The sequence below is a fragment of the Methylomonas sp. Uni0011 genome, assembly GCF_056850255.1.
This window is the reverse complement of record NZ_JBVVNO010000015.1, coordinates 18,076-41,834: the sequence shown is the minus strand read 5'-3', so window position 1 is coordinate 41,834 and position 23,759 is coordinate 18,076. Positions and strand designations below refer to the sequence as shown.

The 23,759-nt window shown below is 53.4% G+C and carries 28 protein-coding genes; 5 read left to right on the top strand and 23 right to left on the bottom strand.

Annotated features, from left to right (window positions below):
- Positions 1-218: 218 nt before the first annotated feature.
- From AC0IM9_RS15395 to AC0IM9_RS15350, 10 genes are all read right to left on the bottom strand, one after another.
- Entirely contained in the window at positions 219-545 is a 327-nt protein-coding gene (locus AC0IM9_RS15395; RefSeq protein WP_482804615.1) for a hypothetical protein, read from the bottom strand.
- Positions 546-1,148: 603 nt separating this feature from the next.
- Positions 1,149-1,718 (bottom strand): Uma2 family endonuclease, encoded by a 570-nt coding sequence (locus AC0IM9_RS15390; RefSeq protein WP_482804614.1) that lies wholly within the window; start codon positions 1,716-1,718, stop codon positions 1,149-1,151.
- 205 nt (positions 1,719-1,923) lie between these two features.
- Positions 1,924-2,214 carry a hypothetical protein gene (locus AC0IM9_RS15385; RefSeq protein ID WP_482804613.1) on the bottom strand — a complete coding sequence of 97 codons (291 nt, stop codon included), beginning with the start codon at positions 2,212-2,214 and terminating at the stop codon, positions 1,924-1,926.
- Entirely contained in the window at positions 2,211-3,863 is a 1,653-nt protein-coding gene (locus AC0IM9_RS15380) for a hypothetical protein (RefSeq protein WP_482804612.1), read from the bottom strand. Before AC0IM9_RS15380 ends, AC0IM9_RS15385 begins: the two co-directional genes overlap by 4 nt.
- A 133-nt stretch (positions 3,864-3,996) precedes the next feature.
- Positions 3,997-4,332 (bottom strand): hypothetical protein, encoded by a 336-nt coding sequence (locus AC0IM9_RS15375; protein WP_482804611.1) that lies wholly within the window; start codon positions 4,330-4,332, stop codon positions 3,997-3,999.
- A gap of 73 nt (positions 4,333-4,405) precedes the next feature.
- Positions 4,406-5,032 carry a hypothetical protein gene (locus AC0IM9_RS15370; RefSeq protein ID WP_482804610.1) on the bottom strand — a complete coding sequence of 209 codons (627 nt, stop codon included), beginning with the start codon at positions 5,030-5,032 and terminating at the stop codon, positions 4,406-4,408.
- A gap of 84 nt (positions 5,033-5,116) precedes the next feature.
- Positions 5,117-5,740: a hypothetical protein gene (locus AC0IM9_RS15365; protein WP_482804609.1), complete on the bottom strand. Its 624-nt coding sequence runs from the start codon at positions 5,738-5,740 to the stop codon at positions 5,117-5,119.
- Positions 5,741-5,885: 145 nt separating this feature from the next.
- A complete protein-coding gene (gene radC, locus AC0IM9_RS15360; RefSeq protein ID WP_482804608.1) occupies positions 5,886-6,359 on the bottom strand; it encodes a RadC family protein in 474 nt (157 codons plus the stop codon).
- A gap of 152 nt (positions 6,360-6,511) precedes the next feature.
- On the bottom strand, positions 6,512-8,281 hold the full coding sequence (locus tag AC0IM9_RS15355) for a DUF4942 domain-containing protein (protein WP_482804607.1): 1,770 nt from the start codon (positions 8,279-8,281) through the stop codon (positions 6,512-6,514).
- Between the two features lie 107 nt (positions 8,282-8,388).
- The gene (locus AC0IM9_RS15350) at positions 8,389-8,970 is read right to left on the bottom strand and encodes a hypothetical protein (RefSeq protein WP_482804606.1); all 582 of its coding nucleotides are present in this window, start codon (positions 8,968-8,970) and stop codon (positions 8,389-8,391) included.
- 153 nt (positions 8,971-9,123) lie between these two features.
- Here AC0IM9_RS15350 and AC0IM9_RS15345 point away from each other — a divergent pair, with 153 nt between their 5' ends.
- Positions 9,124-9,480 (top strand): hypothetical protein, encoded by a 357-nt coding sequence (locus AC0IM9_RS15345; protein ID WP_482804605.1) that lies wholly within the window; start codon positions 9,124-9,126, stop codon positions 9,478-9,480.
- Positions 9,481-9,487: 7 nt separating this feature from the next.
- Here AC0IM9_RS15345 and AC0IM9_RS15340 read toward each other — a convergent pair whose 3' ends face one another.
- From AC0IM9_RS15340 to AC0IM9_RS15320, 5 genes are all read right to left on the bottom strand, one after another.
- Positions 9,488-10,036, bottom strand: a complete 549-nt coding sequence (locus AC0IM9_RS15340) for a hypothetical protein (protein ID WP_445370067.1) — start codon at positions 10,034-10,036, stop codon at positions 9,488-9,490.
- 346 nt (positions 10,037-10,382) lie between these two features.
- Positions 10,383-12,167: a vWA domain-containing protein gene (locus AC0IM9_RS15335; protein ID WP_482804604.1), complete on the bottom strand. Its 1,785-nt coding sequence runs from the start codon at positions 12,165-12,167 to the stop codon at positions 10,383-10,385.
- A gap of 83 nt (positions 12,168-12,250) precedes the next feature.
- On the bottom strand, positions 12,251-13,444 hold the full coding sequence (locus AC0IM9_RS15330; RefSeq protein ID WP_482804603.1) for a DUF3150 domain-containing protein: 1,194 nt from the start codon (positions 13,442-13,444) through the stop codon (positions 12,251-12,253).
- Positions 13,445-13,554: 110 nt separating this feature from the next.
- The gene (locus tag AC0IM9_RS15325; RefSeq protein WP_482804602.1) at positions 13,555-13,857 is read right to left on the bottom strand and encodes a hypothetical protein; all 303 of its coding nucleotides are present in this window, start codon (positions 13,855-13,857) and stop codon (positions 13,555-13,557) included.
- 154 nt (positions 13,858-14,011) lie between these two features.
- Positions 14,012-14,953: an AAA family ATPase gene (locus AC0IM9_RS15320; RefSeq protein ID WP_482804601.1), complete on the bottom strand. Its 942-nt coding sequence runs from the start codon at positions 14,951-14,953 to the stop codon at positions 14,012-14,014.
- Between the two features lie 131 nt (positions 14,954-15,084).
- On the opposite strand from AC0IM9_RS15320, the gene AC0IM9_RS15315 reads away from it, so the two are divergent.
- On the top strand, positions 15,085-15,294 hold the full coding sequence (locus AC0IM9_RS15315; protein WP_482804600.1) for a hypothetical protein: 210 nt from the start codon (positions 15,085-15,087) through the stop codon (positions 15,292-15,294).
- Here AC0IM9_RS15315 and AC0IM9_RS15310 read toward each other — a convergent pair.
- A complete protein-coding gene (locus tag AC0IM9_RS15310) occupies positions 15,265-15,555 on the bottom strand; it encodes a hypothetical protein (RefSeq protein ID WP_482804599.1) in 291 nt (96 codons plus the stop codon). The two genes, AC0IM9_RS15315 and AC0IM9_RS15310, sit on opposite strands and share 30 nt — an antisense overlap.
- 110 nt (positions 15,556-15,665) lie before the next feature.
- On the opposite strand from AC0IM9_RS15310, the gene AC0IM9_RS15305 reads away from it, so the two are divergent.
- Positions 15,666-15,902 carry a hypothetical protein gene (locus tag AC0IM9_RS15305; protein WP_140911866.1) on the top strand — a complete coding sequence of 79 codons (237 nt, stop codon included), beginning with the start codon at positions 15,666-15,668 and terminating at the stop codon, positions 15,900-15,902.
- Positions 15,903-15,916: 14 nt separating this feature from the next.
- Here AC0IM9_RS15305 and AC0IM9_RS15300 read toward each other — a convergent pair whose 3' ends face one another.
- The 6 genes from AC0IM9_RS15300 to AC0IM9_RS15275 all read right to left on the bottom strand — a co-directional run bounded on the left by AC0IM9_RS15300 (position 15,917) and on the right by AC0IM9_RS15275 (position 19,891).
- Positions 15,917-16,147: a hypothetical protein gene (locus tag AC0IM9_RS15300; protein WP_140911865.1), complete on the bottom strand. Its 231-nt coding sequence runs from the start codon at positions 16,145-16,147 to the stop codon at positions 15,917-15,919.
- 307 nt (positions 16,148-16,454) lie between these two features.
- Complete coding sequence (locus AC0IM9_RS15295; RefSeq protein ID WP_482804598.1) at positions 16,455-17,453, bottom strand: YqaJ viral recombinase family nuclease; 999 nt, start codon at positions 17,451-17,453, stop codon at positions 16,455-16,457.
- Positions 17,450-17,797: a hypothetical protein gene (locus AC0IM9_RS15290; protein ID WP_082889552.1), complete on the bottom strand. Its 348-nt coding sequence runs from the start codon at positions 17,795-17,797 to the stop codon at positions 17,450-17,452. Before AC0IM9_RS15290 ends, AC0IM9_RS15295 begins: the two co-directional genes overlap by 4 nt.
- A 90-nt stretch (positions 17,798-17,887) precedes the next feature.
- Entirely contained in the window at positions 17,888-18,910 is a 1,023-nt protein-coding gene (bet, locus tag AC0IM9_RS15285) for a phage recombination protein Bet (RefSeq protein ID WP_482804597.1), read from the bottom strand.
- 394 nt (positions 18,911-19,304) lie between these two features.
- Positions 19,305-19,643, bottom strand: coding sequence for an endoribonuclease MazF (mazF, locus tag AC0IM9_RS15280; protein ID WP_064023820.1), 339 nt, complete (start codon positions 19,641-19,643; stop codon positions 19,305-19,307).
- A complete protein-coding gene (locus AC0IM9_RS15275) occupies positions 19,643-19,891 on the bottom strand; it encodes an AbrB/MazE/SpoVT family DNA-binding domain-containing protein (protein WP_482804596.1) in 249 nt (82 codons plus the stop codon). Before AC0IM9_RS15275 ends, mazF begins: the two co-directional genes overlap by 1 nt.
- A 338-nt stretch (positions 19,892-20,229) precedes the next feature.
- Between AC0IM9_RS15275 and AC0IM9_RS15270 the strand changes: the two genes are divergently transcribed.
- Entirely contained in the window at positions 20,230-21,132 is a 903-nt protein-coding gene (locus AC0IM9_RS15270; RefSeq protein ID WP_482804595.1) for a DNA-binding protein, read from the top strand.
- Between the two features lie 250 nt (positions 21,133-21,382).
- Here AC0IM9_RS15270 and AC0IM9_RS15265 read toward each other — a convergent pair whose 3' ends face one another.
- Positions 21,383-21,973, bottom strand: coding sequence for a hypothetical protein (locus AC0IM9_RS15265; protein WP_482804594.1), 591 nt, complete (start codon positions 21,971-21,973; stop codon positions 21,383-21,385).
- A 270-nt stretch (positions 21,974-22,243) separates the two neighbouring features.
- On the opposite strand from AC0IM9_RS15265, the gene AC0IM9_RS15260 reads away from it, so the two are divergent.
- Complete coding sequence (locus AC0IM9_RS15260) at positions 22,244-23,638, top strand: tetratricopeptide repeat protein (protein WP_482804593.1); 1,395 nt, start codon at positions 22,244-22,246, stop codon at positions 23,636-23,638.
- The last annotated feature ends 121 nt before the right edge of the window (positions 23,639-23,759 follow it).

The following is a 23,759-nucleotide window of genomic DNA, read 5'->3' as shown; positions in this document are numbered from 1 at the left end:
TGGAAGAGTTGATCCTAAATTCGGTTCTTTCATTTCCAGGCAAAGAGCAATGGCGACGTAGAAGGGTAGTGCGAGACAAGATTGATGCGTTGATTGAGGAAACGATAAGGAGCGCCGATGGATCCTATAACTATCGATTTTCTACTCGAAAATGCAACCATCTTCATCGTATTCAAGCCGGCGAATCTCCGTTTTCTGAATATTAATCGTCCGGCGATTTAGTCGCCATTGGCAATACCTAAATCCCAAAGCACATTGCATTTGCGACAGTATGCGCTCCAACTGTCTGGAACTTCTTTTCTTGAATTTTTTGTTATCGTCTTTCCAAGACAACTTGGACATGCAACATGGTATAGCTTGTAAAAAATCATGGCGAAAACCAGGCAACCATATCCAAGAATGAAAATTACGATATACCCAATAAGATGGTTATTTTTCATTAAAAAGTCTTCAGCCAGATAGACACCTGCCTGACTGCCAATCAGTAGCAATACAAGACAAAAAAAGTGTTTTTTGGGGATGGTAAACGTTTCATGTTTTTTCACGTGCATATGAGCGCCTTGTATTCCGCCTAGCCCCGAAGCGAATCAACCGACGTGGTAGCGACGGTCGTTGTTGAGTATTGTTATGTGACTATGACCACTCTTTTCGTTCTGTGTTGCATTTTTTGTTTTTAGTATGCACTGTTATCCAAGGCTTTGGAGTGTCCCGGCCGACTTATAGGAGAGCAGAGTTGATTCCGACATAACGATTCCTTGATGCCATTTTTAACGAATATAACGATGTAGCAATCGAGAAAAAACATTTTCAATGCAAAACAGTCGAGCCTATCAAGGCTATTTTTCTTACCGAGTTCATTATGTTGGCAGAAATGCCGGACGGGTACCCTCACTGCATTGCCATATACATGCCTCACACCGACAATTTTATTGTAATAACTGCCGTAGCCTTGCCGAATAACTGGAATTTGTTGAGCTGTTTGTAACTAATGCAGGCGGCGTTCAATTTCTCTAACAATGGCAACTTTAGTTCGTTGTGGACTATATACAGCACAGATTTAAAGTATCGGCGGTTTGCATAGCCCAACAAGCAAAACCCTTAGAATTGACAAAAAAAGCCCCTTGTTCAGGGGCTAAAATCGAAGGCGACTATTGATGATCGGTATCAAACTTCGCCTGTTTGAATTGCTTTAAGTCATCATTGTCGACGCGGTCGTAAATAGCCTCCACGGACAAGGTGAGTTGAATGGAATCGAAGGTCACTTGATCCCCTAGGTAATAATACTCCGAACGCCAGTCGCGTTTCCGGCGCATCACGATGATCGCGACGATATCCTGTTCGATCAGCACGTATTCCTCAAGCGCTGGAATATTGATGTAGTAAAGCAACTTTTTAGTGGTATCGATTTTACGAGTCGAATTCGATAGCACTTCGACAATCAGCAGGGGCGACGTTAGAAAATCCGCATCGCCGGCCGCATTCGTACAATCCACTACGACATCCGGATAAAAGTAGTTCTGACCGGCTTTCACCTTGGTATCGGCCATGAACGCCTCGCAAGGCCGGCCTTTTAAATGACTGCGAAACTCGCCAAGCACGTTGGCCGAAATCCGCGAATGGTTGTGATTCGCGCCGGCCATGGCCAGAACCCGGCCATCGAGATATTCGTGTTTAGTTTCGGACACGCGCTCGCTCGCGAGGTATTGCGCCTCGGTCATGAAAGACTCACTGGATTGTAACGTCATCGCTGATCCCGTAGAGTGTGGAGAGTGTGTGTTCATGCTGGTTTCCTCGAATTGTTATGAAAAACCGTCGGGAAAACAAGCCCCCAGACCGGGAAGCAGTTTCCCGTCCGGGCGGATTGCGATTGAATCGCGTTAAGCGTTAAAACATCCCCCTAACGCGATCGTCAGGGGGACGGGGTTAATCGCCGACAGACTGCTCGGCGTGTATTTTCCTCAGCATGCTATCGAGGACAGTCGGCAATAGCGCGCCGAACCGGCCTTGAAAGTCTAAGGGCTCGTTTTTGGCATAGCGCCTAGCCGCCAAACCTAACCGTTGTCTAACCCAAGGACTGGCCTTGAATTGGCTTCTCAGCCAGGTCAAATAGGCGTCGTCGTCGCCCGCCCAATCCGCCGGCGGCGAAAAGGGCGACTCGGGATGGCCAGGCTCCGTATCCAGCGTTTGCGCGTCGAAGACGAATTTCGAGGTCATGACGGCCGTTCGAGGTCGGTTAAAGCAGGTTCCGCTATCGAAACGGCTGCCAGCTGTCCATCAGGGGCAATCTCCACCACGAACCGGTTGCCGTGCAACACTTTGCATCCGGTCAGATCCGGCATCAGCCGTTTCAACGCGTCGGCGGGATCATCGGCGGTATTCGCCACGATGAAGCAGCCAAATTGCTCGATATCCTGATCGTGACAGGAACCTTGATAGTCATGGTCGTTCTCACAGAAACGCGACACCTGCTCCAGCACGTCCCCCCACTTTCCCTGGCAGGGAATCAGGACGATATCATCCTGTTCGTTGCCGGTATAGGCGCCGTGCTCATCGATTTCTACGCTATCGTCACCGATCCGGATCCGGTAAGCCCGGCAAAACACCGCCGTCACCCAAACCCAGATGCCTTGAAATTGCGCGCGGTGTGACTCCTCAAGGATCTCACACTGCACTTCTTCTCGGCTTAAGTGCCGCAGGTAAGGCTGTACCCAATGCCCGGCGTCGAATTGGTTATCGACGAGCACCCAGCCCTTTTTCCAAGCCAGCAGGTATCGCAAGGCCCCATCGGACTGGAGATTGTCGTCAATCGTCACCAATTGCACTTGTCCGCTTTTGACGGCGGACTGGGTAATTGGTTGGTCAACCATTTCCAGAAAGTCGCCAAACAGGTCGGTATCGCAGACCGGCGGCCGTTGGATGCGGGAGACTAGCGCTTTGGGCAGTCGGTCGACATCGTTGAGTAAGTGTATCAAGCCACACTCGCGTAGCACCGGGTAGTAGGTCAGGAAATCGTCCGCGCTCAAGGCCGTTTTCAGTGCCATGAGCTGGCGTTCGACCGCCGCGGCGATCGCCTCTCGGATCAGCTTAATCACATCGGCTTCATCCACCAATTTGTCGCGATCCGGTAAACGGGCCATGAATTGAGCGCTATCCAGATGCACGATATTGCCAAGGTAGCTAGTGTGTCCGATACGGTAATAGTGGCCTCGATATACCGGTAGTCCTTGCAAATACACCAAGCAATCCCGGTAATGCCGATACGAATCGATCAGGTTGATCAAGCGAATTGCGCCGACCGGCGATGCCACAAACTCCGCGGCCCCGATAGAATCGATGGCGTTGGGTCGCGGTAGCGAGACTCCGTTAAAATGCACCGGAATCGGAAAACCGGTGGCTAAGTCCGCCAAGGTGTTTTCGAGCGGACCATTGACGATATCGATCAGCCGGATTTCGGTCAGACCATTCCAATCGGTCACCGGCAAGACTTCTACCGGTTGGAACCCCAGGATGTGATCGGTATCGACCGAAACACACCCGCCTTTACTAGATAATCCCAGGTGCCGGCAGGCGAATAGCGCGGAGAGAAAGCCCACGCCAAAGGCGTGTTCCTTCGCAATCAGTTCCACGTCCCAGCCGGACTCGGCGACGGTGAGCAGGGTTTCGAGCGAATCGATTCCGCAGCCGTCGTCCGTCACAGTCAGGGTGTTGGTATCGGCGCAGTAGTCGAACGCGACATAGCTGGCGCCGGCGCGGCGGGCATTCTGCATCAGTTCACCCAAATACGTCGTCCGATTGGTAAAACTCCACTTCAGACTGTGGACTAAATTTTCAGGGTTTACTTTCAGTTGTAGGGGTGCGTTCATGGTGTTTTTCCTCAATTAAATTGGAACGTCGAGGAAATCGAGACGCACCCCTGGCGGGGAATGTCCGTTTCCCCGAGTCATTGGGTTTTAAAGCGCGTCACCGGGTTATCCCAAGTGATGCGCGGGTGTGGTCTTAAGCTGCCAGAGCTTCACCGCCAGACGAATGGCTAGCATGGCCGGCAAAGCAAGACGGTTCGGTTGCAAGATTAATCCGCGTCGTTTTCCGAAACGTATCCGTCACAATCCGGATACTGTCCAGGCCGGACAGATTGAATTGCGAAACGATCGGTCCGCCGCAGACGAGGGACAGGCCGTTTTCCTGTTCGTCGTCCAGATTGATATCGCCCCAATCGCCGTTGGCATGTCGGTCCAACAACGCTGTCATTTCGACACCGCAGGCGGTTAACAACGCCAGTGCGGCGATAGAGGTTTGTATCCTTCCGTTTGAGAGTGATACGAGTGCAGTCATGGTTCCTTCTCCAAAAATGACGGGGAACACAGGCTCCCGTACGGGAAAGACGGTGCTCCCCGCAAGGGTGGTTTCAAAAAGGCTCGGGGTAATATTCGTCCGGCAACAACACCGTTGTCGCCGAATGATCGGCTTTGGTGATGACCCAGACGGTGTGTGCGTCATTAATCCGATACACCGACATCAGTTGACCGCCTTCAGCCAACACAAATTGTTCTAACACCGGATCCTCTACGGCCCAATCGTCAGCGTGCCGCGAGAGCAAGTAGCCCGCATCGAGCAGCATGTCTTCCAGTAGAGCGAGTACGCCGGGTGTCACCACCGTGGTACCCAGCCGGAAGGGCTGTTTTTGCGGTTCATTCCGGATCAGACGGACGGCGTAACTCTCCGCGACCCGCGCGTCGATGTCAGCCGAAAATTCCGCGATTGCCTCCCGAATCGTGTCGGCATTGGCCGTTTCCGGCAATGTTACGCGTAGCGATTCCAGGATATTGCGGCCTTGACTGTCATAGCCGGCGGTCACTACCCATTCGTTTGCCCAGTAGCTTACGAATACATAGGCCTGCTTGCGTCCGACCGCGGTGGCATAGCCTTTCGTGGCGATGGCCACGCTGTTGAGCGCGATCCAGCCTTGGTCCGTCAAAGATTGCTGTACGCTGCGTTTGATGGCGGCGTCAGTGTTTTGTGGTTGGTCTGTCATGGTGATTTTCCTCAGAAAAGGTCCCGACAGGCCGCACCCAAACGGGTAGGGTACCCGTCGGGTTGATAATGAATGTGCGTGCGGTTACTGCAGTGCTTGCCAGTACCGGTTCGCGTCGGTTTCGGACAAAAATGCCGCCCGTTGCCGGTTGTTTAGCCAGACTTGCCAAGGCAAGTCATCGCTATCGCACTCGATCACACCGTGGTATTCGACCGGCAGCGCAAAGCGTTTGCCTAGAATAAAATCGGCAAACCGATGGGCTCCCTGTTGGGTTTTAAACCCCGCATGGTCTTTGCCATCGATTTTGACACCCCAGGGGTACTCGACGTGCTCGCTTTTTTCGAGGCTCACGTCGCCTACCCGGAAGGTTGGATGCTGATACAGCGTCTGACGCGGACTGTCGATTCGTACGATACAGTGGTCCAAAATAGCCGGACCGCCGCTTTCACCGGGTTCGATCAGCAACGGCACCTTGATCTTGCCGCATGAGCGACCGATGGTACCGATGACGTCATTCTCGTCGAACCAGGACTGTCCCGTTGCTGGGTCGCCATAGTACAAACGGATTTTCCGTTGCGTACCCTGGACTTCCTCAAGCAGAGCAATGACGTCTTGCGGTGTGTCCTCGTGATAACAGGTGCCGGACGGCAGACGCTGATAGCGAACTGTATTCCCGTGACTGGTCTGTTCAATAATGGGGTGTTGCATGATGTTCTCCAGTTGAAGCGGGAACACCACGCCCCAGTCGGGAACAGGTATTCCCGCAGGGTAAGGTACTGGTGAGACCAGTAGTTAACTTAAGATAGGGTCGGTCTTTGGCTTAATCGAGGAGTAAGCTTGACGCCATACCTTTTCACAACAAGCCATGCTCAGCGAATGAATACACGGTTTCGCCGACGATGAAGTGATCAAGTACGCGAACGTCAATCAAGGCCAAGGCTTCTTTAAGTTTTGCTGTAATCGCGCGATCGGCCCGACTAGGTTCGCTAATCCCCGACGGGTGGTTATGCGCCATAATCAGAGCTGCCGCATTATGGTGCAGCGCAGCTTTGACCACTTCGCGCGGATACACGCTAGCGCCATCAATCGTCCCCCGGAACAATTCATCGCAAGCGATAACGCGATGTTGATTGTCCAAGAACAAACACAGAAATACTTCGTGCTCGTATGGCGCCAACTTCAATTTGATACAGTCCTTCGCATGGTCAGGACTGTTCAAGGCTTCACCTCGACTGAACGTGCGGTTATAGATCTTAATGGCCTCTGATATGACATCCTGTTCATCAGCCAAACGATAACTATTATTGGTTTCTTGAATGAATAACATGGGCTTTCTCCGGTAATCTTAAAATGTGGAGAAAGCCGTCCCCTGCCGGGGTAGACTTTCTCCGGAAGGGTTGTCAAAAATATTCAAAGCCTCGTCAGCGATGTCTACCGACGTTGACCGTCGGCAGAACATATTTTGCTAAAGAGGCTCAATTACGACGCCAAAGGCAGATCTTGATTGGACTCCAAGGCATCAATCCATTCCAGCAAATTGCGGTTGACGGGTTCATTCGCCAACATCGCATCCGGATCGATCCCTCGGCTGGCCAGTACCGCGCTCATTGCCTGGGCTAAAAGGGCGTTGCCTTTTTCCCGTTCCGACTCGCCGCCGTGCTTGATGGCCCAAAAGGGATCGAAGCGTAAGTGTCTGGTACCGCTTGGACACTGTTTATTTACCTCGGCATGAAATGCCCGATCGAGCGATTCAGCCTGTTCGAACTGCTGCCAGAAACCTGGACCGGCTTGAGTATCCACCGGCGGTAACCAGCGTCGCCGACAGCCAACCCAACGGTTCATGCGGTCGATCAAGGTCTTGCTTTTCGGAAAAAAGTGGATGGTCCCGGCGCCCGGATAGTAACGAACGTCAAAGTAACTACTGCTTATCCGTTCACCCTGCTTAAGCGCACTGAAATGCTGCCTAAACACCGATACCAAACTTACTTCCGTTTCGGTCTTGCCGTCGAGCAAGGCAAATACCTTGTCGAAATCGGCTAGAAGTTGCTCAGAATTCCAGTCAAGACCTGTGTGGTAGGACTCGACTTTATGCCCTGGCAGTACGAAGCGCGTGGTCTTGATTCGCATCCCCAGCGTGCGGTGTTTATCATTGGATTTCCACCCCATGTAATACACTGCATTGTCGCTGTGGTAGCGCGTGATCAGATCGAACACATCGCAGACCATGCTGAGTTGAATTTCACCTTGCTGATCGATGATGCCTTGCAGAAAACCGTAAATATTCGCCACGGTAAATTCCAAAGACTTGATCGATTCGAAATCCGACTCCAACCGCTTTTGCGCCGCCGATGACAATCGTGACTTGACCTGAGTCGAACGCAGAATGCTACTCCACGCGCGATTTTTCAGGTCCTGATAACGTTCGTACAGCGTCTGCTTCACCGCATCCAATGACGAATCGTCTACAGTGTGCACACCGCCACCACTCAGCTCACCCAGGGTTTTACCTAGCATGGCTCGATAGCGGCTGGCACGGGCTTCACTGAATACAGCCTGCCGTGTCGCTTCGAAGGCGGCATCGAACATCAATACCGCGTTATCGATAAAAGCAGTCGGTAAGGCTAACTCCTGGGGCACATGAAATGCGCTGGCCAAGTCGTCCGCTTCACGACGATCCTGACGCAAATTGTCCAAAATATTGCCGAGGATCTCCTGTTCGAAGGTTGAGGTTTTTTTCAACCAGATCAGCGCAATTTCGACGTTGGTTTTGCGTTCGGCATCTTCGCCGGCGAACATGTCAGATAAGAACTCCACCTCGCCATGCTGTTCGATCAAACGCACTAACAACTGGCGTTCTTTCGAAAATGGATTGCGTACGGTTTCGGCATTGAGGATGGCGACGATTTCAGCGTCGAACAAGATGTCCCAGGCCTTCAGCACGTGCTGAGCGCCCTGTGCAAAAGGCGGATTCATAATGCAGTGCGAGTAACTGCTGCCGTTTTGAAACTGCAGGAAATCCAACCCGACCACCGTGTAGCCTTGCGCACGTAACACCGCATGCTTACGCATATCGATTTCGACGCAATCAATCGGTACCCGCTGGTACTGTTTGAATGGCTTGCCTTTGAGCAAATGGCCTTCGCCGGCCGATGAATCCAGGACCCGCACAAACCGGGTGTTCTTGAACTTTGCCCAAGCCTTGATACTCAGCGCTTCCGTCGAGGCATAGTATTGAAAGGGATCTCTCATGACATTCTCCAAAAAAAGGGGAATGCCACGCCCCGGTCGGGAACAGACATTCCCGCAGGGATTGATAATGAGGCTCGCCGCGGATATCGCGAAAAGCCGAAGGATGATTAAGCGTCTGGGTCTGAATCAGACAATCCCAGTGCTTGTTTAGCTAACGTTAACAATTGGTCCAAATCGTCCCAATCGATACTGCCGCCGGCGTCTTTACCGCGCTGGTAGGCGTCGATCAGACCGCGGCACACTGCCATCGCGGTGCGTTCTTGACGTAGCTTCACCACCGAGGCATCGGCCTTGGGCCAGACGTCGACCGCTTCGACCTGCCAACGCAGGGTTTTGCCGTCGACTTCCTCGAAGTCGTCGAACAACAGCGGCATTTCCGGGGTGTCGTCCCAGATGGTACCGTCGTCGAAGGCGGCTTCGGCAGCCGCTTGCGCGCCGTCTGCCGACTCTGCGACGATGCCGACTACCACCCGGTGCTTGTAATCGAGGGTGTACGTCACGGCGTAGGCCGGCGATGGGTTCTCCTCGGTCAGCACCTCGCTGTGGTAGGGTGAGATTTCGGCATTGCACGATGGGCAACGGTCGTTGCAGGCGCAATTCCATTCGTCGTCCCATTCGATCTGGCAATAGGGACAACGGTATTGGTTCAGATACAGAATCTCCGAAACCGGAGCTGGTAAGAATGACATGGCAATACCCTCCGTGATCGGCGGGAACCGCCACCCTGCAGGATGGAGTCCCGCCAGGGTGAATAAAAAACCGCCGGCCGCGCGGGCAAACGGTTGCACTTTAAATAAGTCGTTGTAAGGTCAGCGTACGCTTCCTTTTTTCAAGGTACGACGATGAACCCGATAATGACCCGATTAGTGAACTGGGTGAAGTGGCTGGATCTAATCATCGATCCACCACCGAAACCCAGGCCGCAGCCCGAACCAAAACCAATGGCGATTCTGGTAGGGCCCGGCAAACGCCACTTCGATTTGTATCGAAAACTCCTGGCGGATTTGAACGATGCCGAAGTCGGCGTGTTAACCAAACTGCGCGATCCCCAGGTTGCAGGACCGCTGTTAGCCCGCATCCGCGCGCTCCGGCAGGAGACGATCGTTGAGATTGCGCCTCAGCTCGGGCTCGATGTCGAGCGGGAACTGAAGAGCAACAACGTGTTTCACCTGCCTTCGGATAGGACCAGGCTGCACTGACCGCCGATTAATGCACGGCCGAACGCGAGCCCTCTTTGCCGCTGCCAAGCGCTTTGCGCAATTCAGAGGCTGGATTCGGCCGTTTAGCCGGTCCTTCCACCTGCGTTTTGCGGCGCTTTTTTGCAGGCTGCGCGAGCAGTTCCTGTGCTTGGGCCAAACTGAGTTGCAATTTGGCTATTTCAATGTCCGCAAGCATAATCGCTTGGGTTTTCTGTTTAACCTGCAGCTCGATATCGAGTGTTTCGAGCCGGTAGGTCGGACGGTTGTTGCGTTCCAAAATACCCTGCCTTACGGTTTGGGATAAGGTTTCCCAATCCGTTGCCGGCAGGCTGTTTTGTGCGGTAAAGCGGGGTGGTAGTAGGGCCGGCATTACCGAAGCTTGGCGCAAGCGTGCTGTTTGCCATAACGCCCAGTGCTGACTAAACCAGAGCCGGGCGGACTTGAGAGTATGCCAGATCACCCGGATGGCCAGGATGAATAGGGCAAGAATGATGGTGCCTAAAATGAAGTGCATTGAAACCTCCTTCCGCAATGGAAGAACATGCTTCAAACGCACGACCCGGTTCGGGCGATGGCGCCCGAAGCGGGATGGATAAAGGCTTGTAACAAGCCCGATTAAGGATCGGCATTAACGCAACCGATACAAGCAAAACGGATTTTGCTCGCCGCCTGAAGACGGAACGCCGGCAGAAGCCGGAATCAGCATTCTCGAAAGAACGCATGAAGTCGATTTTTTCATGTCCCGTCGCGGACGACGCATGAAAAAACCGGCTGATATCGCACACTGCCACTGTAGCCCGATCCGGCCGGGCGTGCAATAGGGAAGGGTGTCGATACGGGCAGGACTTCATCAAGGATGAAGTTCTGGCCACGCATCGACACGATTCAAGTCACCTAAGCGCTCACGCCGCCAATAGAATGGCTTTGGACAGTGCGAACAGCTGAGGCCTCAATTCAGCCAGGTCATGAATGGTGAGGGCGACCGGAAACAAATGGCCAACCTCCACCCCCAAGCCGATGCCGAGGGTTTCGATGCCGCTGTCACGGCAACGCTTTAAGATCGACAGCGTGCCCGGTAAATCGTTGGGTACGCCGTCGGTCACCGTTAACAGCAGTTTGCGCGGTTCGCGGCATTGCAGCAATTGCGCCGCGGCAAACCAAACGGCTTGCGTCATCGGCGTGGTATAGGCCGAAAAGACCGAAAAACGTCCCAAATTGTCGCGGACTTTTTCGCCGTGCCGTAACACCTGGTGCACCGATTCATCGTTGGCGCCGGGAAAGGCGGTGATTGCCGGATTGACCCCTTGAATGCTCTCCAATGCGAGGGCCAAGGCCATCGACGCTTCCAGGGCCAGAGTGAGCAAACTCACCTCTTCGCCCTGAATGACAAGGGTTTCGCCCATGCTTTCGGATTTGTCCAACAAGATATGCACCGCACAATTGGGCGCAACTCGTTGCCCGGATCGGCAAAACACCCGCGTATCGCCCAACGCGAGTTTGGTTAAGCGGCGAGGATTGATACGCCGGCCGTTTCGCGCGGCTTGCGGCCGATTTTGCCGGTGGGCTTGCACCGCGCTTTGCAACGCAACCCGCAGGGCTTTGCTGTTCTGCTCCACCCGGTTTGCTAAGGCTTGGCCGACTAGCCGACTACCTTTCGGAAACAGACCGACCGGTAGCGTACATTTTTCGGCCGAATCCGGCGTCAAACCCAATTGCGATTTCGCCGTCTCGAACCAATCCTGTTCCAGGTCTTGCTCGGACGTGACGCGCAGCTGGTCCATTAAAGACGGCGTAGCGCTATCGTCCTGTTGGGCTGGTTGATCCGTTCCGGACGAAGCGTTATCCGCACCCGCCGATTCGTTTCCAGGCTCGTCATCCTGATCGGACGGGGCCGGGTCTCCGGGATCGGTCAGGTTTTTGTCGCCGTCTGCGTCTGAACCGGACGATGACGAATCCTCGTGCTCGGTGTCCGTGTCGGATGAATCGTTATCATCTTCGCGGGTGGCGTTGTCGCCATCCTCCGAATCGGAGTCCGAATCACCGCTAGCCGACGTGTTCGTCGGTTCAGTACATTCCTCTTCGAGCATCGCCAAAATCCGATCGGTCAGATCCAGACAGTCGCGTTCACAGGTTAAACCCTCCGGTACTTCCGACAATAAGCCTTCCAAGCGAATCAAAGCGCCGCGTGGAAAACATGCACGCAAGGCCTCTCGGGTGGCGTCGACTAAGGGTTCGAGAACCGTTTGACCTAACACCTTGGCCCGAAGCCGTTTCAGAATGTAGCCGAACAGGACGTTGCCGGGATGATCGGATGCGGTCTGGGCCGTTAAGCGACCTTCGGACACCAACTGTTCCACCACCTTTGCCAGGGTCAAGCGGGTGCCCGGATAGACCTTGGCCAGTTCATGCTCAATGCGCACGTCTTCGATCGCGCCGCAGATACGCCGACGCAGAACCGAGTCACCAAAATCGAGCTGAAAGTCCGAAAACCGAATATGCGCCGCTTCATGGGCCAGATAGCCCCACGCGTAGTTCTGGTACTGCGGATCGGACCCGTTGTAGCCCGGTAGTTGTATCGATTGGCCGTCGGTGTAGGCGTCAGTACCGCCGACCGAGACCGAAATGCCAAAGCGGTTGCCGATCGCGGCCGCCACAATGGGAAACGCGCGTTCTAAAGTTTGATGCATGGCTTGCTCCTTAAAAAACAAGGGGCAAGCCACAGCCCCGAGGGGCGTGTCGAATTGCCCCGATAGGGTGATAAAAATAACGCTTAGAACCAGAATTCGGTCACCGCTTCCTCCGGTAGTTTGGATTTGTCGGTGCCGTGGGTATCGGGTTCGTTGTCGTTGTCGGATCCGAGCGCTTGCGCAGCCAACGCGGGCGGTGCAACGGGTAGAACCGGCCGCGAAGCGATGTCGGCAAAGGATTGAGCTTCGCCTTCATCGTCGGTAAACAGATCGTCTAACAAGCCGGCAAACAGATCTTCCGGGTCCACCATGGGCGGCTCCTTCGGTTCGAGCAGGCTGGTTTGCACTGGGGCGAGCACGGCTGCCGATATCGGCGATGCCGGATGCCCTGACGACAACGTGTCATCCGCGTCTTCGTCGTTCGTTACCTTGGACGGGTTCGACGACAAGCCTTCACCGTGACGGCGAAGCTTGTCGGGATCGGCCAATAGCATGGTCATTGCCATGATCTCCTGCAGCAAGGCCCCCTCGATCGCGCCGCGATTGGGGATTTCTTGCAGTACGCCATCGATCCAGGTGACGATCGGTGCCACGCGATAATCCAAAAAGCTCAAGCCATCCAGTTTGTCGCGAATCCGCTTAATCGGCCGCAACGCATTCCGGGTGACCTGATCTTTTCCGATCAAGGATTGTTCCAGCAATAACTCGGCGTCGTTGGCCACTTCTTGAAACAACTGGCCGCCGATCGAATCGATTTGCTGTTCCAGCCGTGCCACATCTTTCGGGCTGGAGGCTTCCGGTTGTCGGATGGCGACCACCATGAAGTCGAAACCCAACTTCGTGGCCACGTACGCCATAGGGTCGATCGCCTTTTCGATAATGCCGGCAAAGTTCGGATGTTTTTTGATCCAATCGCGCACGGCGTCGTCGTAGCCGGCCAGGAACTTCGCTTTATTAACCGCGAATTCCTGAGCGACTTTTTCCAGCTCGCTCACGATGGCGTCCGCGTGTTCGACCGGCACCACAAAACCGCCCATGAAGCGGGTGCCGACCCGTAAACAGTGGCGTTCGGCCGCTTTTTTCAAGCGATTGAAGTCCGCCAACTGGTCGGGATCGAGCAAACGTTTCGAGCCTAAGCTGGCCAAGTCCTCGGGCGGTAATTCACTGCCGTCGGCCAGTACCAGATCTTCTTTGCGCAATTTTTTCCGCGCGCCGTAGATGTTGGCTTGGATTTTGACCAAGACCACACGTTCCAATATTTGATTACACTTCGTCATAGTGCCTCCTTAAAAGAGGCCTACGACAGCCCCGGAGGGCAGTGTAAGCCCCTTCCGGGTTGATAAAGCCTGTTGAAAGGCGGGTTCAAAAAAGTAAAAACCGTGACCGGTTAAAACCAGTCACTGTCCGTTTCGCCTAAAGCGGCAACCAGATCCAAGGACGGCAACAGCAAGCCCAGTGCTTCAGCCACAGGCCGGATCTGCACTAGGTTGGTACCGAATAGCTGTAACACCTCGGATTCCTGGTGTAAGTCGGTCGAGGTTTCGCGAGACGCATCGGTGACAATGCCCACGTCGATATCGGCAAAGCCGGCTTTTTTCAAAGCGGTTAACCACAGCCAAGCGCCGACGCCGTGTTCTGGACGAATTTGACCGCTGGTGTCGAAGCCGTGTCCCGCTTCGGTCAATTGCACGAGCGTTTGCCAATGGGGCCAAGGGCTGAGCGGTTCACCGAGGCTGTCATACGCCCCAGCGATACGGGATCGCCACAGACTTAGGGCATGGTTTACGGCAAAGACGACCGGTTGCGGTGCGCGGCATTCGACTTGCCAATACAGCACCGACATGTCACACCTGCCAATCGCTGCCGAACACGTCTTGCGCCAACCGATGGATGGCCTCGCGTTCGGCCGCATCCCCCCGCAGAACCAGGGCCCGATCCAAGGCATAGGCCAGGGCGTTCGGGGAACCTTTGTAGTTGGCGCTGAGCTGGGCCCAACGCAACAAGCTGCGGGTCGACATGGTGATCGAGAGCAGACCAGACGAATCGCTGCCGCCAATAAAGACCTTGCGGATCTCGTTGGCCAGCTGAATCATGCGTTCCCGAATGCTCACGGGCATGGTCGGGACCGTGCGTTCCAGCATACTCATTTCGTCGTCCGGTTCCGGATAGCCCACTTCCATCAAACGAAAGCGGTCCATAAAGGCCACGCTTTGACGCATCACCCCTTGATACAAGCCCGACTGGTCGCCGGCGCCGGCACTGTTGCCGGTTGCAACCAGACGGAACTTCGGGTGCGGCATGACGACTTCGTCGGTGGCCGCAATCATCAGCGGTTTGCCTTCGACGATATCGTTCAAACCCAGCAATTCGGCCGGGTCGGTCGCATCGATTTCGTTGAGCAAGAGCACGTGGCCGTGGCGCACGGCGCTGGTCAACGGGCCGTCGGTCCATTTCATCGTGCCGTTGCCGGTTAAGACGAATTGGCCCAACAAATCGTTGAACTCAAGCCGGCCATGACCGGCAACGGCATGCATACCCCAGTGTAAGCGGGCGGCCGCTTGCTCAACCAACGAGGTTTTACCGGAGCCCGTGGGACCGGTGATATACAGTCCATCGCCATTCGGATTCCGAAAGAACGCCAGGACGTCGCGCAATGGCTCGCGCCGAAACACATACGGTTTTTGGACCGGCACGAATGGATTATTTGCCGGGACAAAGCCTTCGACGGTCATCGAGGCCGGTGCGGATACGCCGAAGGTATCGGCGACGGAATACTGTTGGTACATACTGCCTCCTGATTTAAGAGTGACTCCCGAAATAGAAGGCGTGCGCCCCCGGTAGGGAAGCGAACCTCCCTTGCGGGGTTGATTAATGAGTCATAGCGGTTACGATGGTCTAAACCATTGAGGGCTCCGATATGATTCGACTAGGGGATAAACTACGTTTAAGCGACCGGGAACAGCACGCCTTTCGGGTGATGACCGGTCGCGCCACGCCGCCGAAGACGGTGGCGGAGTACAATGCGGCCTTGCAAGTCGCGGCCGATGCCGTGCGGGATAAGGACACGAGTGCCGAATCCCGCTTGCTGCAAGCCGTGTTACTCGGCGAATGCCTCCAACAGGAGTAATTCGGCCAGAAGGTGGGCTTTAGCTTCGCCGATCGCCTTGCTCGCCAGCAATTGGCGTAAGGTGTTGGCTTGGCCGCGGTCGACGAGCGATAGCACCAAGGTGGTGGCAATTGACTCGTTGAGATCCCGGAAGATATCGGGATGATTGAGTAAAGCCCCGGCAACCGAGGCCGGTTTTAACGCGGCCAGTTCGAGGATCTTATCCGCCGTGGACATGGAGGGTTCGCGGCGTGGCAGTTTCGAAACAGAATTGAGGTTCATGGTCGTATCTCCTATAAAAAAGGGAGACACGCCCCCATCGGGAGAGGTCTCCCTGGGTGGGGTGGGTAATCATCAAACGATATCAAACATCAACACCGATCGAGGTTTGCATGATCAAACATGCGGGTAAAGTCCGATTGACCCGAGCGGAATTTCGCCGCTTACAACGCAACAACGCCAGGCGCGGTTACGCGGTCAATACGATTAAAACGACAGCGGAGTACGATGTCGCCTTGGTTCAGGCGTGCTCCCCGGTGTTCCTGGCCGATTTACTGCAGGCGTTGGAAATGGGTAGCAGCCCTTTAATGCGTGGCGAGGTTACTTTCGATCAGTTGACCGACAGTTAACCTACGGTTGACATTCAACCGACAGACACTGCGCGTTCGGCGATCGCGGTCAGCGCAACTGCGTGCAGCTGCTTGAGCAAGTCGACTTCGGGATCGTCACGGTGTTGCCAATTGTCCGGCAACGACGCGATATACGTCGTGACCAGGGTGGGCTCGGTTTTAGCCATCTCGAACAGGCGACGGGTAGTATCCCGGCGATTCTTAAGATCGGTTAAAAACAGCCAAACAGCTTCTGATTTTGTCATAGTGCACCTCCAACAATCAGGGGCACCGATGGCCCGATAGGGCGTGATGCCCCATTCGGGTTATACAATAGGCCGTTGATAGCAACGGCCGGACGAAGCCGGGTTTGACGCACCCGGTACCACCAAGGACATGCCTTGATCGCCGCCTGAAGACGGAACGCCTGCTCTGCAGGATTTTCAGCGTATCGATGACGATAGCGCTAGAAAAGTCGGTTGAGGGCTTGGCTTACCCCCTTAAAACAAGCCCTGAATCGACTTAAAGAAACGAACACTACCGAGGTAGTGTTCGTTCGTTGCTAACGTGTTTTCAAAACCAACTGCTTTCCATCACGGCCAAGGAGTCCGGGTCAAACGCTACTTGCGCGTTTTTGCCATTGTCGTCTCGGCACGTCACGCGTACCCGCGAGGCCGGAGCCTTGCGGTACGGGGCCAGCTCCGCCTCAGTCAGTTGCGGGAGCAGGGCCGTTAAAGCCGCCTTGTAATCGATACCCCCCTGGCTGACGCTTCGACAGACACGCACGCCGGAATGTTCGGCGATGACGTAATCGGCCATTTGCTCTACCCATTGGGCTTCGGTCTTGGCTTGCAGTTCGGCCAGTTGGATGGCTTCGGCTTTCAATGCCTCCAGTTTCTTCTGCCGGGCACGGTATTCGGCCGCCAGTCGATGCCATTGAATTTCGGCGTCGCCTTCAGGCAAATACAAGTCCCGCTTCAGGTCTTTCGGCGGTTCTTTTTTAGTGATGACCCAACCGTAAAACGTGATGGTCGCGTTGATTAAAGTCACCAAAAAGGCGTCATCGCGCGCGATGTCGAACACCTTGACATGCTGGTCGTCGAGATAGAAGCACAGATAGCCTCTTTTAGCATCGGCGACCAACAACTGCTGCTGCATTTGCACCCAATACAATTTATAGGCGGCCGACTGCTCGCCTTCCTGCACCACGTTTTCGTAGGTGCTGGGATGCGGGCATTTGATTTCGACGGGTTCGCCGTTAGCGGGAATGCCGTCGAACGAGGCGCGGATCAACGGGTATTGATCGCACTCGCCGCACAAGGGCAACAACAGTTCGTCACACGTGGCTTCGAACCATTGCGCCGCCTTCGTTTCCAGTTCGCGGCCGCGACGGACCAAGGGATGGTTGTCGAGGTTGGCTTCCAGGACGATGCCGACCCGTTCCGCCCACAAGCGCCAAGGCGTTTTGTAAGGCGAGCGGTTCAGAATAATCGCCGCTTCGCTGGCGGTTACCCCCTGCGATCGCCACAGTCGCCACGCATCGCTGCGTTGGGCGATATCGACGATTTTCATTCGAACTCTCCGTCGATCCGGATGTGACAGCCGTGCAGCAAGCCTTCTAATTTGCGTTGTTTCAACACCGCGTGGCAACGCTGTGCGAGACGGACATCGTCGAATAGCAACAAGGTGCAACCCGGCGATAGAGTGCAGATGCCGCCGAAGGTATCGGCGATACTGACCAAGTCGGCGTAGGAATGCCGGCGATGAAATAGCCGGGTTTCCGTGTCCGGATCCAGCGTTTTATCAAGAAATCCCGGCCCATAGCGGCGCAGGACGGTCGGTGAGTCGTAACGGCTCCAGTCGGTAAAGCTGGGTATCCGGTTGAGGGATTGATCGAAGGTAGTGATTTCATTCATGACGGTTCTCCAAGAGAAGAGCGTCACGAATAGCCCACCGGGCGAATCATGACGCCCTGGATGGGTAAATGAGAAAAACCGAAAATCGGTTTAATTTCTGAGTGCTTGACGAGCCTTGTTAAGCTCGGCGTCTTTCGTAGATAGCGGCGGCATAGTCATGCCTTCGGTATGCGTTAACGCGGGTTTCGGTTTGGCTTTGTCCAATTCCGCACGGGCATAGATCAGGTCAACACCAGTAAATCGGCTGGTGATGAATTCTTCGGCCGCCGCCCATGCATTTGCATCTTTTGTCCGTTTAATCAGGGTTTCAACTGCCTTAATCAAATTTGGATGGAGCTTAGATGCATCGATCACCTCCGGCTTGGCTTCAGCTTGAGGCTGTTGCTCGGGTGCCGCAGTAGTCGGTTCGGCCGGCGGATCGATATCGATCACGTCGGAACCGTCGATATCGATGATTTTGCCGTCCATTTCCTCGGCGGCATAACCGCATTCTTCCGGAAAGGCCGCGCGCAAAGACGCCGCTTTACCGCATTTGGCCAATTGCCCTTTGGGGCGCTTGATCCACATCGCGGTAGGCACTTGCGAGTTTTTGCCGCCGGCCGTGCTGTAGGCTTCAAGCCAATAGACTTCCTCGGTAAAGGCGCAACGTTGGCCGCCGACGATCCGGTATACGGTAACCGCCACCCATTCGGGAAAAGTTACGCTGACATTGACGTCCTGCCATTGGTCGTTGTCGTCTTTGTGGCGCCCGGTAAAGGTCTTGGTGACATCCGGGCCCCACACGGGACGGTCCATGCCGGCCCAAACACCGGTTCGGGACGCGGTGGTCTGGATTTCCGTGATGGAGGGCCAGACGGTTTCGACATTGCGGCCTAAAGCGGTACTCCACATCGGGACGATATGGACCGGTTTTTTGAAGATGTCGAGTTTTCGGGTTTTGCAATAATCCAGAGCCATCAAGATGGCTTCTGCGGTTTTGGCTGTGGGAAAGGTGACTTCCGTCAGCACTTTCCAGGATTGCTCCGTCAGGCCATAGGTTTGTTTCGCAGCATCCGGCATTGCCGGGCGAGTACGCGTATCGGAGGTATTTTTGCCGGGATTGCTTTGAGCCATAATCGTTCTCCTTAAAAAAAAGGGAACGACGGACTCCCATTGGGGAATCGGATCGTTCCCCGTTGGGTGGTATAGGCGTCTTGAATGACGCATGGATTGAAAGCTGAGATTGACGCACTCAGTACGGGAACATCGGTTCCCGCCGCCTAAAGACGGAGCGCCTGCTGTTGCAGGATCTTCAGCGTTGATTAACGCTAAAAACTAGTGGCCTTTATAACAAAAGAAATTGCGAAGTGGAAGTGGATTTTAGCGGCGACTGGGTACCTGAGCGTGTTGCTCGAAGAATCGGTAGAATGGTTAAACGCTTGGCGATATCCCCGAAGCCTTAACAGGAGCAAGCCACTATTTGACTTACCGAAGACAATGCAGGGTAATAGCTGGTCCACGGGCTGAATTATTGAATAAGAGCCTCGATTTTGGCCAAGACTTCGGCCAATACCGCCCCGTCCACCATAGATATCTTTTCGGCCTGACGCGCCGCCCAATCCAGACTCCGAATCTGATCCGCCAATATCACACCACTCACACGGTCGCCGTCCGGTAACGGTACCTCAAACGGATATCCTTTAACCCGACTTGTTACAGGGCAAATCAACGCCAGCCCGGCTTTGACGTTATAAGTGCGTGGCGTAACGACCAGGCCGGGGCGGCGCCCCGCTTGTTCGTGGCCTGCTTGAGGATCGAACGCAATCCACACCAAATCCCCGCGCTCAGGTACGTACGATACAGCCATTAATTGTTACCCTCTCGGCCAACATCCGGCCCCCAGTCAATGCAATCATGCCGATTATCGGCAGTCATGCCAGCCAGCAACTCGTCCAACTTGAAAACAGGCTTAGTCGTGGACGGCACAATACGAAACCCGCCATCATCAGCCGTCAGTTCGACCGGCGAACCGATTTCCAGCTTTAACTGTGCCAGCATCGCCGCCGGCAATCGAATCACGGCGCTATTACCCCATTTTTTAATTTCAGTTTGCATCAGATTTACTCCCGTTAAACGCGCTTAATGCAAATCTTTGTCGACCGATATAGCGCCGCCAAAAATGACTTACCCGAGGCCGGCGCCTGCCGTAAAAGTGCCTATAGCAGTTTGCGACCCAACTTTCATTGTTACCTCTGAAATAAATTCAAATCGGTAGCCACATTGTCGCTACGTTTTTTGTGGGTTGCAATCCTGTGGCGACAATGATTGCAAATTTGACAATCAGGATGGCGTGAGATGTGAAGCGTGGGACTTAACTTTCTTTCTTACTTTCTTTATTTCTTTTAATATGTCAAACTCCTGCCGTCGCAGTTGAATCCGAATGGGAGTTCGCCATGCAAGAAGAATTTGAATCCAGTTTGGGTCGCCCCGCCGATATTACCGACGACCAAATTATCGAAGCCGGCAAGGCGTTGACGAAGGCGAATCGGAATGTCACCGGATTTGCGTTACGCAAGCTAACCGGCGGCGGCGATCCGAAGCGGCTCAAAGAGGTTTGGGACAGGCACAATGCGGCTCAAGCGGTGACAAATTCGGAGCCCGTCGTCGAGTTGCCGCTGGAAGTGGCCGAAAGCTTGGCGGTGTTGACCAAGGGGTTGGTCGACAAAATTAACGTGTTAGCGCTGGAACTGAACGACAGAGCGGTCAAAACCCAAGAGCGGCGGGTAGCTGATGTGTTGCGAGCGGCGCGCGAACAGCAAGCCCAATCAGAGCGCGAGCTGGCTGATGCCTCGCAGGCGGTCGATGAATTGGAGACCATGCTGGCGGATGAGAAGGCCAGGGTGGGGGAGTTGACCAAACGCTTGACCGAAGCGCAGGCCGCGAACCAGTTACAGGCGGTTGAGCTAGCCACCTTGCGCGAACGATTGGAGGCGGTAGAGAAGAACGCGAAGGCAGCAACCGAACAGCATGAAGCAGAGCAAGCCAGGCTGCGGCAACAGGTGACGGCTCAGAAACAAGCTGCCCAATCTATCGCGGCCGAGCGAGACCAATTGAAAACGGAATTGACCAAACTGCAGACCAAAGTGGAAACCGCGGAGGAACAGCGAAAGGAGGAACGACAAAGAGCCGCTGCGGAACTTCAACGTACGGGCGAAAAGCTGATTAAGCTCGAAGCTGAAACAGATCGCGCTAAAAAAGAGGCTGGCAACGCGCGGGAACAGGTTGCGCTTCTAACAGGCCAATTAACGGCCATGAAAACACAGGTCGAACAGTTAATGAAAGCTATTGGTAATTAGTTAATTGCGCTGAACCGGGGGCCTGAAAAGTCGCCGTTGACGATCTCAACCAACCGGCCAATACCGGTCAATCGCCAACGCAATTCTTCAAATACTTAAAAGGCGGCTAAGGATGCAAAAGCAGACCATCAGTTGACGTTCAAGATTCCTCCAATTCGACTACAGCAATCGGGGTTACCTTCCTGCAATTTCTCGATAAAGACTATAGCCATCTTCAAACCTTGGTTAAGACCAACAAAATACTAGCCGCTTACAACCCGCTAGACACCACTCCCTGCCATTGCTCTCCACTTAAATCTGGCCAAAATTCAAGTCCAATCAGATAGAGAAGATAGATGATTCTAACCCATAATAGCGGCGCAATTTTGCCGATGACACTGACTAAAAACGATTGTCGGCTTAGTTTGATGGGTGTCGGCGGCTCGACCGGTTTGCCCTCAATCACAAAATCCGCAATCGCATTCCAGTTTTCCTGATGCAGCGCCGCGCTATGCGCACCTTTGACGTATTGAATCTGATGGACTTGCGGTGAGTGAAAGCCTCGGTGACCCGCACCACCCAAATCCTGCCAGTTCAGCATCTGCATGGCATTGGGGAACCACGCCACCACCCAGTCGCCGGAGGCGACGTAGTTTAAGACTTTTTCCACCCGGCCTTGCCTAAGCAATTTTTCCCATTCGTTATCCGTTCTGACCACGCTACCGGCCAATACCACTTGTTTGAAGCGGCAGCACGGGTATTCTTTCAAAGCTTTGGTCAATAAATACGTTCCGTGGCTATGGCCGACATAGGAAAAATTGGCGTTAGGATATTGCGCCAAACCCTCGGCATATTGATCCATCAACCATTCCACCTTTTCGCGCCTACGCCAAGGGAACAGAAATGACAGCGTTGGAAAATAGCCAAACTGGAGGTTTCGGTTTCGAATGTCCTCTGGTGATCGGTGCCTCGTTGTTTGACCCGACAGCTATTTTATTTGCAATTAATTCGAGCTCAAAAAGACGTTGATTGCGAATCAGATCAATTTTAATTGCAAGCCGTTACAAATAAGTATCAAGATATATCCTAAGCATAACTAAAAATCGTCATTTTTTATTGGTTGATAAACACTATGGAAATTCTGAATCTGCAACACCATACCCCTGATCAATTTGTCGGAAAGACTGTAACTGTAAGGGGGCGTCATTATAGGATTGGCGTAAGTTTTCGAGTCAACGACCAAGGTTATTCTCACTACTTGATCAATGACATGTCGGGGCTATGCCTTCATATCATTCAAATCCGAAATGAGTATATGTCCGATCCAAGCTCTGCCACTCAGGCGAGCCAGTTGAAAGAGAAATTAACCGCCGAGTTACGAACAAACATGCAAAAGGAGTCAAATACCGTTGAAATCCCAATAATAACGGTAACTGAGGCCAACGGTGGCTGCTTCGAGTTACACGAAACTTCATGGGGCATGTTTGGTTGCCCCGAAGAACCGCCTGTATCAGAGTTAATTCAAGAGGCTAGCGCTTTTCAAAAAGAAAATGACTTCCCATCAGCTGTTGCAATATTGAAAAACGTGCTTACTGAGTTCCCCTATCACACCGTGGCACTTAACAACCTTGCCTTCTGTTATGAATCACTAGGCAACATTACCTCAGCCATTGCTGTTATGGATCAAGTGATAGAAATAGAGCCTAACTATGTGCAGTACTTGGGTAATCGGGTGATTTATGCGCTTAACACTCCGCGCCGCAGACAAGCATTAGAATTATTTCATCAAATGAAAGCCCAGTATCCACGGGTTCCCGACTATGATTATTATGGTATCCATGCCTTTTTATGCTGCGGAGCAACTGATGAGGCAAGCAATCTTCTAAAGTCGTTAGCCTTGCCCAAACAACAAGTTGATGAATTATCAACACTTGTATCTGCAGCAGTAGTTGCCAAAAAGCAATTTGCGCTTCTGGATAAAGCTATTTGTAGTAGGCAGACTCCTATTTCAGCAGCACTGACCGGCTTGCAAAAAATTTATGCAAGTTATGAATCAAATCCTTTAGTTCAGGCAAATCTTGGTTTGGCCTTGTTTAGGGATGGTCAATATGAGCGTGCAGCGCGATTATTGATGATGGCGACCGGAGGGATTGCCGACAAGTGGATGATTTATTGCTGGGCAAACGCGGCTTTTTGTCAAATTGAACAGGGTAATTGGGTGACTGGAATGCAATTGCTCAACCATACCATGTTAGTGCTAAATGCTTTAGGGCCTAAAATGAATGCATTTGATGCACCAGGAATTGCCACTTGGATTAATGATGAGACGGTTCAGGAATCAAATTCACCTTCTGCAGCAGAAATCGTCGATAAAGCAATAGCCACATGCCCTGATAAGATATTAATCACCGAAGAAGTGAGGCAATTAGCGGCCCTATATAGACAGGCGGCAGCGCAATATGCAAATTCAGCAAATCAAAATACTAACACTGACCCCGTCAAACCTTGGTGGAGCCGATTCTGGTAAATGTAAAAAACGCCAAATTTGGCGAAAGAATCCGCTTTGCAACACCATTGAAAATAATCCAGTAGGTCTAGATTGGGAAACGGCGGCAAATTTACCCATTAAACAAGAAAAATAGCGTCAC

Excerpts from the sequence above, each read along its gene's own strand:
- AC0IM9_RS15390 (WP_482804614.1), bottom strand. The coding sequence starts at position 1,718 with ATGACCGAGGCGCAATACCTCGCGAGCGAGCGCGTGTCCGAAACTAAA.
- AC0IM9_RS15385 (WP_482804613.1), bottom strand. The coding sequence starts at position 2,214 with ATGACCTCGAAATTCGTCTTCGACGCGCAAACGCTGGATACGGAGCCT.
- AC0IM9_RS15380 (WP_482804612.1), bottom strand. The coding sequence starts at position 3,863 with ATGAACGCACCCCTACAACTGAAAGTAAACCCTGAAAATTTAGTCCAC.
- AC0IM9_RS15375 (WP_482804611.1), bottom strand. The coding sequence starts at position 4,332 with ATGACTGCACTCGTATCACTCTCAAACGGAAGGATACAAACCTCTATC.
- AC0IM9_RS15370 (WP_482804610.1), bottom strand. The coding sequence starts at position 5,032 with ATGACAGACCAACCACAAAACACTGACGCCGCCATCAAACGCAGCGTA.
- AC0IM9_RS15365 (WP_482804609.1), bottom strand. The coding sequence starts at position 5,740 with ATGCAACACCCCATTATTGAACAGACCAGTCACGGGAATACAGTTCGC.
- radC (WP_482804608.1), bottom strand. The coding sequence starts at position 6,359 with ATGTTATTCATTCAAGAAACCAATAATAGTTATCGTTTGGCTGATGAA.
- AC0IM9_RS15355 (WP_482804607.1), bottom strand. The coding sequence starts at position 8,281 with ATGAGAGATCCCTTTCAATACTATGCCTCGACGGAAGCGCTGAGTATC.
- AC0IM9_RS15350 (WP_482804606.1), bottom strand. The coding sequence starts at position 8,970 with ATGTCATTCTTACCAGCTCCGGTTTCGGAGATTCTGTATCTGAACCAA.
- AC0IM9_RS15345 (WP_482804605.1), top strand. The coding sequence starts at position 9,124 with ATGAACCCGATAATGACCCGATTAGTGAACTGGGTGAAGTGGCTGGAT.
- AC0IM9_RS15335 (WP_482804604.1), bottom strand. The coding sequence starts at position 12,167 with ATGCATCAAACTTTAGAACGCGCGTTTCCCATTGTGGCGGCCGCGATC.
- AC0IM9_RS15330 (WP_482804603.1), bottom strand. The coding sequence starts at position 13,444 with ATGACGAAGTGTAATCAAATATTGGAACGTGTGGTCTTGGTCAAAATC.
- AC0IM9_RS15320 (WP_482804601.1), bottom strand. The coding sequence starts at position 14,953 with ATGTACCAACAGTATTCCGTCGCCGATACCTTCGGCGTATCCGCACCG.
- AC0IM9_RS15315 (WP_482804600.1), top strand. The coding sequence starts at position 15,085 with ATGATTCGACTAGGGGATAAACTACGTTTAAGCGACCGGGAACAGCAC.
- AC0IM9_RS15310 (WP_482804599.1), bottom strand. The coding sequence starts at position 15,555 with ATGAACCTCAATTCTGTTTCGAAACTGCCACGCCGCGAACCCTCCATG.
- AC0IM9_RS15305 (WP_140911866.1), top strand. The coding sequence starts at position 15,666 with ATGATCAAACATGCGGGTAAAGTCCGATTGACCCGAGCGGAATTTCGC.
- AC0IM9_RS15300 (WP_140911865.1), bottom strand. The coding sequence starts at position 16,147 with ATGACAAAATCAGAAGCTGTTTGGCTGTTTTTAACCGATCTTAAGAAT.
- AC0IM9_RS15295 (WP_482804598.1), bottom strand. The coding sequence starts at position 17,453 with ATGAAAATCGTCGATATCGCCCAACGCAGCGATGCGTGGCGACTGTGG.
- AC0IM9_RS15290 (WP_082889552.1), bottom strand. The coding sequence starts at position 17,797 with ATGAATGAAATCACTACCTTCGATCAATCCCTCAACCGGATACCCAGC.
- bet (WP_482804597.1), bottom strand. The coding sequence starts at position 18,910 with ATGGCTCAAAGCAATCCCGGCAAAAATACCTCCGATACGCGTACTCGC.
- mazF (WP_064023820.1), bottom strand. The coding sequence starts at position 19,643 with ATGGCTGTATCGTACGTACCTGAGCGCGGGGATTTGGTGTGGATTGCG.
- AC0IM9_RS15275 (WP_482804596.1), bottom strand. The coding sequence starts at position 19,891 with ATGCAAACTGAAATTAAAAAATGGGGTAATAGCGCCGTGATTCGATTG.
- AC0IM9_RS15270 (WP_482804595.1), top strand. The coding sequence starts at position 20,230 with ATGCAAGAAGAATTTGAATCCAGTTTGGGTCGCCCCGCCGATATTACC.
- AC0IM9_RS15265 (WP_482804594.1), bottom strand. The coding sequence starts at position 21,973 with ATGGATCAATATGCCGAGGGTTTGGCGCAATATCCTAACGCCAATTTT.
- AC0IM9_RS15260 (WP_482804593.1), top strand. The coding sequence starts at position 22,244 with ATGGAAATTCTGAATCTGCAACACCATACCCCTGATCAATTTGTCGGA.